Source organism: Roseiarcus sp. (genome assembly GCF_052145395.1).
GTDB lineage: Bacteria > Pseudomonadota > Alphaproteobacteria > Rhizobiales > Beijerinckiaceae > Roseiarcus.
Window position 1 is genome coordinate 1 of sequence record NZ_JBKQOT010000237.1, and the last position, 11780, is coordinate 11780.

At 65.0% G+C, this 11780-nt stretch carries 10 protein-coding genes; 8 read left to right on the forward strand and 2 right to left on the reverse strand.

Features of this window, described 5'->3' with window-relative positions:
* Window positions 1–936: 936 nt before the first annotated feature.
* The 7 genes from ACLP25_RS08050 (at window position 937) to ACLP25_RS08080 (ending at window position 8248) form a co-directional block, all read left to right on the forward strand.
* Entirely contained in the window at window positions 937–1374 is a 438-nt protein-coding gene (locus ACLP25_RS08050) for a MucR family transcriptional regulator (RefSeq protein WP_442468691.1), read from the forward strand.
* Between the two features lie 493 nt (window positions 1375–1867).
* The gene (locus tag ACLP25_RS08055) at window positions 1868–3022 is read left to right on the forward strand and encodes a 2-aminoethylphosphonate--pyruvate transaminase (RefSeq protein ID WP_442468692.1); all 1155 of its coding nucleotides are present in this window, start codon (window positions 1868–1870) and stop codon (window positions 3020–3022) included.
* Window positions 3019–4353, forward strand: a complete 1335-nt coding sequence (gene pbfA, locus ACLP25_RS08060) for a (R)-1-hydroxy-2-aminoethylphosphonate ammonia-lyase (RefSeq protein WP_442468693.1) — start codon at window positions 3019–3021, stop codon at window positions 4351–4353. Before ACLP25_RS08055 ends, pbfA begins: the two co-directional genes overlap by 4 nt.
* 48 nt (window positions 4354–4401) lie before the next feature.
* Window positions 4402–5457, forward strand: a complete 1056-nt coding sequence (locus ACLP25_RS08065) for a 2-aminoethylphosphonate ABC transporter substrate-binding protein (protein WP_442468694.1) — start codon at window positions 4402–4404, stop codon at window positions 5455–5457.
* 1 nt (window position 5458) lies between these two features.
* Window positions 5459–6595 (forward strand): ABC transporter ATP-binding protein, encoded by a 1137-nt coding sequence (locus ACLP25_RS08070; protein ID WP_442468695.1) that lies wholly within the window; start codon window positions 5459–5461, stop codon window positions 6593–6595.
* Window positions 6588–7445 carry a 2-aminoethylphosphonate ABC transporter permease subunit gene (locus ACLP25_RS08075; RefSeq protein WP_442468696.1) on the forward strand — a complete coding sequence of 286 codons (858 nt, stop codon included), beginning with the start codon at window positions 6588–6590 and terminating at the stop codon, window positions 7443–7445. The genes ACLP25_RS08070 and ACLP25_RS08075 overlap by 8 nt, the downstream gene beginning before the upstream one ends.
* Window positions 7446–7447: 2 nt before the next feature.
* Window positions 7448–8248 (forward strand): ABC transporter permease subunit, encoded by an 801-nt coding sequence (locus ACLP25_RS08080; protein ID WP_442468697.1) that lies wholly within the window; start codon window positions 7448–7450, stop codon window positions 8246–8248.
* Window positions 8249–8282: 34 nt separating this feature from the next.
* Here ACLP25_RS08080 and phnX read toward each other — a convergent pair whose 3' ends face one another.
* Together phnX and ACLP25_RS08090 are read right to left on the reverse strand one after the other, a co-directional pair.
* Window positions 8283–9086 carry a phosphonoacetaldehyde hydrolase gene (gene phnX / locus ACLP25_RS08085; protein ID WP_442468698.1) on the reverse strand — a complete coding sequence of 268 codons (804 nt, stop codon included), beginning with the start codon at window positions 9084–9086 and terminating at the stop codon, window positions 8283–8285.
* A gap of 17 nt (window positions 9087–9103) precedes the next feature.
* Window positions 9104–10237, reverse strand: a complete 1134-nt coding sequence (locus ACLP25_RS08090; protein ID WP_442468699.1) for a TIGR03364 family FAD-dependent oxidoreductase — start codon at window positions 10235–10237, stop codon at window positions 9104–9106.
* A 401-nt stretch (window positions 10238–10638) separates the two neighbouring features.
* On the opposite strand from ACLP25_RS08090, the gene ACLP25_RS08095 reads away from it, so the two are divergent.
* Complete coding sequence (locus ACLP25_RS08095) at window positions 10639–11685, forward strand: autoinducer 2 ABC transporter substrate-binding protein (protein WP_442468700.1); 1047 nt, start codon at window positions 10639–10641, stop codon at window positions 11683–11685.
* Window positions 11686–11780: the final 95 nt, after the last annotated feature.

The following is an 11780-nucleotide window of genomic DNA, read 5'->3' on the forward strand; positions in this document are numbered from 1 at the left end:
CTTTGTTTCAAGTCGCTTGAGAGACAATGTGCGATATGGCGCGACAGCAAGTGACCCTATGACGGCTAGATCGTGGATCTAGAGGTCCCCCGTTCGAGCCGGGGTGGCGGTACCATCAATAAGTTCATGAAATTGTTGGCGAATGCGGAGGATCGGGCTGAACGGCCTCGGATCCAAATTTGCGGCCTAAACGGCGGCATCGCCGCGCCTCGACGAACCGTTTCAAGCCCCGAGCAATGCAATCCAGGTACGCGCAAATCACATGACCGTCTTACGTAAACAGAAATATACTTTCCCTCGGAACGGAGGTGAGATCGAAGGCGCACATCATGGAAAGCAAGCCCGAACTCAAAATCGTCCGTCTACGATCCGTCCGCTGCATGGCGGGGGCTTTACTCTAACGCGAGGACAGGAGCAATACATCGCGAGCGAGGCCGAGGTGATCGAGGCCATAGTGCTGATTGGCGTCGTCGACCAGGTGTTCGATTACGTGAAGCAATTGAGACACAACCACGCTGCGTAAGTAAGGTGCAGACCGCGTAACGGGCCGTCGGCTTCCCGCCCTTCACGATCCTTCGGATGTGGACGCCTTTCGACCGTCAATGGCCTTGGCGCCAAGCCGTCCAGGAACCACTCAGGACCCCAAAAGCGAAGGCATTGCGCCTGAGCCCCGCCGTCGCACGACTAGCTTTGGAAAATCCGCCCAGCCGCCCGCCTCCGGCGGTCGCTTCATCACAGCGAACCCGGAGCGCTGCAGGTGTTCGACCAAGCGCCGCGCGGCGACGTCCGTGCGCTCCTCCAGTCAGAATAGTGCGATGGGCTTGAGAATCTCATTGCGGTTGAATATTTACCATTGCTCTACATTGCGCGCTCTATTATCGAGGCGCCTTGAGCGCAACGCATTGCGCGTAAACCGGTTGGCCAGGTCAATCAAACATGAGTGATTCAAATTCCATCGAGCTTGCGGCTCGTGTCGTGGCGGCGTTCGTTTCCTACAACTCTCTCCCGGTCGCTGAACTGCCGGCTTTGATCGAGGCGGTGCATGGGTCCGTGAAGAGATGCGAGGATGGGACAGCGGCGGAGAGCACGGCCCAAGAGATTGCGAGGACTCCTGCGGTTTCGATCCGCAAGTCGATCACGCCGGACTTTCTGATCTGTCTGGATGACGGCAAGCGCTTCAAGTCTCTGCGGCGCCACCTGAAGACGCTCGGCCTGACGCCGGAGGAGTACCGTGAGAGGTGGGGCTTGCCGGCCGACTATCCAATGGTCGCGCCGAACTATGCCGCGCAACGCTCGGCTCTGGCGAAACAGATCGGACTTGGCCAAATGCGCAAGGAGACGAAGAAGGGACGTCGGTCGAAAACCGCCGCGTAGGGCGACAACTCGGCTGTTCGATGCGCAAGCGCGGCCGCGGCGCGCCGAGCCTCGCGCGCAAACGGCGCCGGGTTGAAGCGCGGCGTTTCAGCCGGACGTCGTCGGCGAGGCGGCGGAGACCCGAGGACGAACCCCGAGCGCGACGCCGCGCTGCTCGTCGGCGCGCTTGCGGTCCTCAGATCGAGTGGGCGGACGCGAAGGCACCGGTGGTATGGTCTTGCGCGAGATTCAACGCGACCGATGCCGCAATAGCCCCGACGGGATCAATGCCGCAGAGGTCTGCCGGCCGGCCTGGGCCTGAGCGAGCCCGTCGGCTCCGACGAAGCCACTCGTGATGCTCGGGACCGGACTCCGCAATAGGCCGAGGAAGGGGGGCCCTCCTCGGCAGCCTTTCATTCGATGAGCCCGTCCTGTCACACAACCTCCATGAGGCTGAGAGTAGGCAAGCCAATGCCTCCCTATCCCTTTGGCTTGACCGTTTGAAGGACTTCCGATGATTGCAGTCGCTGCGCTGCGCAGACCCGCGCGGTCCGAGACCGGTGATCCGCTGCTGCTGACGCCGGGGCCGCTGACGACTTCTAAGTCCGTCAAAGAGGCCATGGTTCATGACTGGGGATCGCGCGACGCCGCGTTCCTCGCGCTTAACCGTCAGGTGATGGAGCGCCTGCCCGAGGTCGTGCACGGCGAGGGGCGCTATGTCACCGTGCCGATGCAGGGGTCGGGCACCTTCGCCGTCGAAGCGATGCTGACGACCTTCGCGCCGAAGCATGGCCGGGTTCTCGTGCTCGTCAACGGCGCCTATGGCCAGCGGGCAAGGCGCATTCTCGAGATCGCGGGGCGCAGGGTCGTCCTGCACGAGACGCCCGAGGACACGCCGCCCGATCTCGCTGCGGTCGACCGAATTCTTGCCGAGGCGTCCGAGATAACCCATGTGTTCGCCGTCCATTGCGAGACGACGAGCGGCATCCTCAATCCGATCGACGACATCGCCGCGATCGTCGCACGGCATGGCAAGAGGCTTCTGATCGACGCGATGAGCGCATTCGGTGCGCTGCCTCTTGACGCAAGGGAAGGCCCGTTCGACGCCGTCGCCGCCTCGGCCAACAAGTGCCTCGAGGGCGTCCCGGGACTCGCCTTCGTCATCTGCCTGCGCGAAGCGCTCGCCGGGACGGAAGGACAGGCGACGACGCTGACGCTCGATTTGTTTGACCAGAACAAGGCCTTCGAAAAGACCGGTCAGTTTCGATTCACGCCGCCGATCCATGTCATCGTCGCCTTTCATCAGGCGCTTGAGGAGTTTTGGGCCGAAGGCGGCGTCGCCGGCCGCCGCGGTCGCTATTCCGATAACGCAAGGGTGCTGATTGACGGCATGCGTGCGCTCGGCTTTAGAACGCTCCTGACGGACGCGTTGCAGGCGCCGATCATTGCGACCTTTCACACGCCCGAGCACCCCAATTTCGACTTCCAGCGCTTCTATGATTCGTTGAGGGCGCGCGGCTACGTCATCTATCCGGGCAAGCTGACCGTCGCCGATTCGTTTCGCATCGGCTGCATTGGCCGCCTCACCGCGGAGGACATGCGCGGCGCGCTCGAAGCGGTGCGCGAGACGCTCATCGACATGGACGTCGATCTGGCCGGCGCAAGATGAAAGACCCCGCCTTGCCGCACAGTGAAGGCGACGTGAACGCAACGCCAGCACGCGCAGCGTGGAGGGCGTCCCTGAGCGAGCGGGCGCGCGCTGCGCTCGACGAGGATGAGCGCTATTTCATGCGACAGTCGCTGTCGACGCCGTGCCTGACGGAGATCGTGCGGGCGGAGGGCGCGGTGCTGACCGACATCGACGGGCGGCGCATCCTCGATTTCCACGGCAACAGCGTGCACCAGCTCGGCCACGGCCATCCGAAGGTCGTCGCCGCAATCGCGCGCGCAATCGAGATTCTGCCGTTCAGCCCGCGCCGCTACGCAAACTCCACGGCGACCACACTGGCGCGCCGTCTCGTCGAAACCTCGCCGGACGGGCTCGACAAGGTTTTGTTCGCGCCGAGCGGGGCGGCGGCCGTCGGGATGGCGCTGAAATTGGCGCGCTACGCCACCGGGCGTCACAAGACGCTCTCGCTGTGGGACTCGTTCCACGGCGCCAATCTCGACACCATCGGCGTCGGCGGCGAGGCCTTGTTTCGGCGCGGGCTCGGTCCGATGATCCCGGGCGCCGAACACCTGCCGCCGCTCGATCTGGCGCGCCGCTTCTTCGGCGACGACCGCCCGTTCGAGCGCTTCGCCGATTACATCGATTACGTGCTCGAGGTGCAAGGCGACGTCGGCGCGCTCATCGCCGAACCGATCCGCTGGACAACGGTCGAGGCGCCGTCGCCCGACTTCTGGCCGCGGGTGCAGGCCTCCTGCGCCCGCCACGGCGCGCTTCTGATTTTCGACGAAATTCCGAGTTGCCTCGCACGCACCGGCACGCTTTACGCCTGCGAGCAAATGGGAGCGACGCCCGACATTCTGGTGATCGGCAAGGGCCTCGGCGGCGGGATCATGCCGCTCGCCGCGATGCTCGCTGCGCAAAAGCTCGACTGCGCGCCGGGCGCGGCGCTTGGCCATTACACCCACGAAAAGAGCCCCGTCGCCTGCGCTGCGGCGCTCGCGGCCCTCGACGTCATCGAGGAGGAAAGGCTCGTCGAACGAGCGCGGGAGCTGGGAACGCGCGGCCTCGAACGGTTGCGCAACATGAAATCGCGCCATCCCCACATCGAGGACGTCCGGGGTCTCGGCTGCTATTTCGGCGTCGAGATCGGCGGCCGCGATCCGGCCGGCCTCGCCGACCAACTGCTTTATCGCTGCCTCGCCAAAGGCCTCAGCTTCAAGCTCGGCGGCGGCAGGGTCGTCACGCTGTGTCCGCCGCTGACCATCCCGCTCGACGAATTCGACGCGGCGATGACGATTTTGGACGACGCGCTGGGCGAACTCGGCGGCTGAGGCGATTTCCCGGCTGTCATAGCCCCTTCACATGCCGGTCCTACTCGCTTGTCAACTCTTTGCGAGTTCCCCGAGGGTCCGTCCATGAAATCGCTGTTGAGCGCTTTGCTCGCCACTGCCGCCGCGGCGGCTATCGCGACTCCCGCTTTCGCGGCCTCTGACGTCGTCACCATCTATGCGGCCGACGGCCTGCATGACGGCAAGGGCAGCTGGTTCGAGACCCAGTTCAACGCCTTCACCAAGGCGACCGGCGTTAAGGTGCAATATGTCGAGGCCGGCTCCGGCGGTATCGTCGAGCGCGTCGCAAAGGAGAAGTCGAACCCCCAGGCCGACGTTCTCGTCACGTTGCCACCGTTCATCCAGCGGGCTGAGGCCGAAGGCCTCCTGCAGAAGTTCGCGCCCGCCGCGGCAGCCCAGATCGACGGCGGAACCGACGCCTATCGGCCGCTTGTCTATAATTATCTCAGCTTCATTTACGATTCCGCCGCGCTCAAGGCTCCGCCCGCCACATATGACGAACTGCTCGACCCCAAGTTCAAGGGCAAGATCCAGTATTCCACTCCCGGTCAGGCCGGCGACGGCACGGCGGTGATGCTACAGGTCATCCACTCCTTCGGCGGCAAGGACGCGGGCTTCGAGTTCCTCAAGAAGCTGCAGGCCAACAACGTCGGCCCGTCGGCGTCGACCGGCAAGCTGACCGCGCTGGTCAACAAGGGCGAGCTCTATGTCGCCAACGGCGACGTGCAGATGAACATGTCGCAGATGGCCGACGATCCGAATATCCGCGTTTTCTGGCCCGCGGGGCCGACCGGCGAGCATTCCGCACTGCCGCTGCCCTACTATATCGGCTTGGTCGAGGGCGCTCCCGACGCCGACAACGGCAAGAAGCTGATCGATTTTTTGCTCTCCAGGGAAGCTCAGGAGACCGTCTCCTCGGTTGCGATCGGTGTTCCCGTACGCAAGGACGTAACGCCCACCGACGCCAACTACACGCGTCTTCAAGAGGCCCTGAAGGGCGTGACCGTCTGGACGCCCGACTGGGCCCAGGTGCTCAAGGACCTTCCGGCCGACGTCAAGCGCTGGCACGAAGTCACCGGGAGCTGACGTGACCGTCTCCGCCGCCGTCAGCCGGTCTGCAGTCGCCGCCGCGGCGAAAGCGACGGCGGGTTCGGGGGTGACCTTCGACCAGGTCAGCGTCGCGTATCGCGGCGCCGTCGTCCTGAAGCCGTTGACCATGGCGGTGGCGGCGGGCGAGATTCTCGCCATGATCGGCCCCTCGGGCTCGGGCAAGACGACGGCGTTGCGGGCGGTCGCAGGCTTCGTGCGCCCCGCCAGCGGGCGCATTCTCATCAGCGGAACCGATGTGACCAACTTGCCGCCCTACGAGCGCGGCTTGGCGATGGTCGTCCAGAATTACGCGCTATTTCCGCACATGCGTGTTTCCGAGAACGTCGCCTTCGGGCTCAACGCCCGCGGCGCCGCCAAGGACCTGATCGCTCAGCGCGTCGAGGAATCTTTGCGAATTGTCGGCATGTCGCAATATTCCAGGCGCTTTCCGCGCGAATTGTCCGGCGGTCAGCAGCAACGGGTGGCGATCGCGCGCGCGCTCGCGGTGCGCCCGCGTGTGCTCTTGCTGGACGAGCCGCTGTCGGCGCTCGATGCGCAAATTCGGCGTTCGATGGTCGAGGAGATCGCCCGGCTGCATGCCGATCTGCCCGACCTGACCATTCTCTACGTCACGCACGACCAGAGCGAAGCGCTGACGCTCGCGGACCGCATCGCGATTCTCAAGGACGGCGAATTGAGTGCGATCGGCCGCACCGGCGAGCTCTATCGCCGCCCGCCCAACCGTTTCGCCGCCGAATTCCTCGGCCGCGCCAATCTGTTGCCGGCGGTCGTCGCGGGGAACGCGGAAAAGAGCGGTTTTGTCGCGGTGCGGGTCGGCGAGGCCAATGTCGTTGTCGCCGGCGACGATCATCCTGTCGGCGCCGAGCGCCTCCTGTGCGTACGGCCGCAAAATCTCACCCTGACCGGCGACGATGAACGCTCGAACCGCATCGAGGCGGAACTGCGTGAGATCCACTGGCAAGGCGAACTGACCCACCTCGTCGCTCAGATCGGCCAGTCGGTCCTGCGTGTCGTCGCGACGCGGCTGCCCAACCCGCCCGCGCGCGGCGAAAAGCTGGCGTTCTTCTTCTCGCCTGCTGACGCGAACCGGATCGTGGAAGACGCGCGTGTCTGACGTTGTCGCGCTGGCGCCGCGCGCGGCCAAACTCAATCTCGGCGGCTGGTGGATTGCGCCGCCGCTGATCGTTTTGGCACTGCTGTTCCTCTACCCGCTGGCGCTGATCGCGCGCGCCGCGCTCATGGACGATTCCGGCGCGCTGAATTTCGCCGCCGCGTTCGATGTCTTGAACTCCAGGGCGTTCCTTAGCGCCTTGCTCAACACCGCCGAAATTGCTCTCGCCTCGACCCTCGGATGCGTAGTCCTTGGGCTGACGCTCGGGCTGATCCTCGCCTTCGCGCCGTTTCCGGGCGCGGGCCTCGTCGCGCGGATCATCGACACGTTCATCGCGCTGCCGACCTTCCTGGTGACGCTGGCCTTCACGTTCCTCTATGGCTCGGCGGGCATCCTCAACGGCGCGCTGACCTCGAGCCTGGGCCTCGACCATCCGCCAGTCGATTTTCTCTATACGGCCTGGGGCGTTATCCTCGCGGAGGTGACGGTCTACACCCCCTTCGTTCTGCGACCGCTGCTCGCCGCCTTTTCGCTGGTCGACCGCAGCCAGATCGAAGTCGCAAGCCTGCTCGGCGCGCGTCCGCTGCGTATCGTGCGCCAGGTGATCCTGCCCGCGGCGCTGCCCGCGATCGTTGCGGGCGGCAGTCTTTGCCTTCTGCTGACGGTCAACGAGTTCGGCATCGTGCTGTTCATCGGCGCCAAGGGCGTGATCACGCTGCCGCTGCTGATCTACAGCAAGGCGATCCAGGAGTCGGACTATCAGGGCGCTTGCGCGATCGCGATCGTGAATGTCGCGCTGTCACTCGCCCTCTCCAGCCTCTACCGCTTCGCCGCGCGCCGACTCGGAGCCTAGTCATGCTGGTCTGGTCGCTGTCGGGCCGAGCCCTTGTCTGGAGCTTCGCCGCGCTGATTCTCGGAGTGATCTTCGTCGCGCCGCTCGTCGTGATCATTCTGGCGAGCTTCTCCCAGCAGTGGAATGGCGTATTGCCGACAGGCTTCACCTGGGAGCACTATCGGGACGCGACTGGCGGCGCGGCGCGCGACGCTGTCTACGCCAGCCTCGTCACTGGATTCGTCGCCGGCTTGCTGGCGCTCGTCACCGGCGCTTGGGCTGCGCTGGCGTTGCGCGCTCAGGCGGGCCGGTGGGCCAACGCGCTCGGGCTGCTGTTCTTCATCCCCAGCGCGGTGCCCTCGGTATCCGTCGGGCTCGGGCTGCTCGTCGCGTTCAGCCAGAAGCCGCTGTTGCTCAACGGAACGACCGCGATCGTCTTCATCGCCCACTACGTGCTGATTTCCGCCTTCGCGTTCGGCAACATAACGGCCGGACTTTCGCGCCTAGCGCCCGACTACGAAGAGGTCGCCTCGTGCCTGGGCGCGCGGCCCGCCTACCGGCTGATGCACGTGACGCTTCCGCTCATTGCGCCCTATCTGGTCGCCGCGTTCGGCCTCAACTTCGCGCTGTCGATGGGGGAGCTCGGCGCGACGGTCATGGTCTATCCGCCGGGCTGGGTGACGATGCCGGTCGCGATCTTCGGCCTGACCGACCGCGGAGACATTTTCACCGGCGCCGCGCTGACGATGATCCTCGTCTTCGTGACGCTGGTTCTGCTGCTCGGGCTCGAGCGGGCGCCGATCCGGTCGGCCGCGCCGCGCTAAGCCGGATTCCGCGTTCGCCAAAAGTCCGGACGGGTCACGGCCGCTCGCAGCGGGCGAGGCGTCCCTCGACCTGGGCCACGACGGGGATGAGATCGGCCACGGAATCGATCACGTAATGCGCGCCAGCGCCGTAAAGGGCGTCCCGCGCCCGCGCGCGGCGACGCATGAACTCTTCCGGCGTCAGGGCCCTCGCGTCGGCGAGCGACAGGCCGAAAGCATTGCCGCTGACGGCGACGCCGACCGCCCAGGCGCCGGCGTTGACGCCTTCCGCGACGCCCACCGTCGTGTCGTCCACCTTGATCGCATGCCAGGCCGGCCAGACGTCGAGGTCGATGAGGCCCTTGTAGAACATCAGAGGGCTCGGCCGGCCTTCGGGGGTATCGCCGGTGCAGACGAGACTGTCGGGCGCAAACCCCTGCTCGGCGGCGCGCGGCGTGATCCTCGCCATGATTTCGCGGGTGTAGCCGGTCGACGACCCGATCTTCACGCCCTCGGCGCGCAGCGCGCTCACAACCTCTGCGGTTCCGGGAATGACATCGGCGTAGTGGGCGGCCACTGAAACGTTCTTCGGCACGAAGACGTCGTAGAGCGCGTCGACGTCGGCGTCGGTGGGCGCGCGGCCGTGCTTCCGCTTCCAGGCCTCGGCGATCCGCGGCAATGCGGCCAGCGCCGCAATATGCGGCCGTTTGGCCATGCCCATTGGGCCCCGCGCTTCGTCGATGCTGATCTCGACGCCGAACTCGGCGAACGTCTCGACGAACGCGCCCATCGGGGCGAGCGATCCGTAGTCGACGACCGTCCCGGCCCAATCGAAAATAACCGCCTTGACGTGCTTCATGCCTGGGTGCTTCCTGGTCAGTCGAAAAGATCCGCGACGACTTCCTCTGCGAGCGCAAACGAAATGCTGGCGCCGGTTCCGCTGGTGACGAGCACAATACGAAGCGCTTCCGATGGCTTGTCGACGACGGTCAGCCGATCCTTCGCCGAGGCGTAGGTTCCAGTCCAGCGCTCCGTCACCGGCGGCGCATCGCTCTGGAAAATTTGGGCGTATTCATCCAGGATCAGGTCGTCGACCGCAGTCGGCGCGAAGGGATTCGGCGTCGCCGCGTAATGATGGGAATCGCCGACAACCAGAGAATGATCCGCGCTGCGTGCGACGATTAGATGAACGCCATTCGCGACATGCTCGCCCTGTTCAGCCGCGAGCCGGCGCGCGAGCGCCGGGGCCGCCGGCAATTCGGAATAGCCCAGATAGCGAATCAGTCCGAGGTCGGACATGATCACGGGGAGGCGCTCGTCGAAACGAGGAGGCGCGAGCCGCATCATATGCAATTTGCATCGGGTCAGGCCGTACGCGGCGATCCGGTCCGCGTGCAGCGTGTGAAAATCGTCGCCCGGGCAAACGATGACGAGATCCGCCTCGATGATCCCCCGACTGGTCTCCAGTCGCGGCGCCGCCGCGGCGTGCACGACCGTCTCCCGCCAGAAAGCGACGCCGTAGCGCTCGGAGAGATGGTCCGCGAGACGGGGGATCGCGTCGCGCGACTCAACGCGAATCTCGTGCGGGCTGTAGAGCGCCCCGGCAAACAACTCCGACCGCAGGCCCGCCCCGTAAGTCCCCACGTGTCCGGGCTCGACGAGGCGGCATTGAGCGCCCATGTCGGTGGCGAGGAACTGCTCGAGCACCGCACGGGCTTCCGGCCGCCTGGCGATCACGAGAAGACCGCGTTGCAGCACGGGAATCTTTGCCGCCTCGGCGACCTCCGCCCAAACGTCCCGTGACCGTCTCGCACGGCGCCAGCATTCGCCAGCCTGCTGTCCGGTGACGGTGACGAAGCCGAAATTCCGGATGGACGCGCCGTTGGCCTGCTGGTCGCGATCCACGACGACGACACGCTTTCCTCGCCGGGCCGCTGCCAGCGCATGAGCCAGGCCGCAAATGCCGGCGCCGACAATGGCGACATCAAACGATCGAGGCGATGAGGGCATGCGGAATCCGAAAGACAGGGAAGGCGGAAGGACTTGGTCTGAGGTGACGACTCGCGTCGGGCTCTTGTGAGAAAGGTGAAAGGAGCCCCCGAAGAGCCGTCTCGATCCGCCATGGAGGATCCAAGGCCGTCTGAATCCGTAGCCCCAACAGCCGGATCTGTCGACTGGATCCGTTCCCTGCGCGAAAAGGGGATCGACCGCTCCGGTCCGCAGGCGAATGTCCGAATCCGGCGCGTCCCGCCCTGGCGCCTTCGTCCGCTTTGTATCGGGGCGGCCGCCCGCCTGACGCCGCCGGCGTTCCCGCCCCGCCGTTGACAGCCCATGGCGACCGGGCAACAAATGGAAAGTCTCTGTGACGATTACGGCACGGAGCTTCAAGAGATAACTCCGGGAGGACGATCATGCTGAGAGCCTTGTCTGCGGCCGCTGTCGCTTTGGCTTTGTCGTTTGCATCCGCTCACGCGTCCGGCCCGCTCGACACGTCTAAAGTCCGTTCCGACCTGACCGCCAAGGCGTCTGGAAAGACGTATTCGATCGCCACGGTCGTGAAGGTTGACGGGATCGCGTGGTTCGACCGGATGCGGGAAGGCGTGAAACAGTTCAAGACCGACACGGGCCACGACACCTGGGAGGTCGGTCCGAGCCAGGCCGACGCGGCCGCGCAGGTTCAGCTTGTCGAGAACCTCATCGCCCAGGGTGTTGACGCGATTTGCATCGTGCCCTTCTCTGTCGAGGCGGTGGAGCCGGTGCTCAAGAAGGCTCGCGACCACGGCATTGTCGTGATCTCGCACGAGGCCTCGAACATTGAGAACGTCGATTACGACATCGAGGCCTTCGACAACAAGGCCTACGGCGCCAAGCTGATGGAAGTGCTGGGCAAGCAGATGGGCGGCAAGGGTAAGTACGTCGCCACTGTCGGCAGCTTGACCTCGAAGTCCCAGAACGAGTGGATCGACGGAGGCATCGCCTACCAGAAGGAGCATTTCCCGGAGATGTCGCTGGCCACCAATCGGTTCGAGACCTACGACGACGCGAACCAGGACTATAACAAGCTGAAGGAAGCGCTCACCACGTATCCGGACGTGACGGGCATCCTGGGCGGACCTATGCCGACTTCGGCCGGCGCCGGCCGCCTGATCGCCGAGCGCGGCCTTAAGGGCAAGGTGTTCTTTTCCGGCACCGGTCTGGTTTCCGTCGCCGGCCAATATCTGAAAGACGGCGACATCGCCTATATCCAGTTCTGGGATCCGGCGGCCGCCGGCTACGCGATGAACGAACTCGCCGTCATGACCCTCGACAAGAAGAACGCCGATATCAAAGCGGGTCTGGACCTTGGCTTGCCGGGCTATGACAAACTGCAGACGCCGGACGCCTCCAAACCCAACTTGCTCTATGGCGCCGGCTGGGTCGGCGTGACCAAGGATAATATGGGCGATTATAATTTCTGATCCGCGACTCCTTGTTCTGCTCGCCCCCGGCGCCCGCCGCGGGCGAGCGCAGGCCCTCGGCAAAGCTCCCCGGACCCGCTTTCGATGGACGCCAG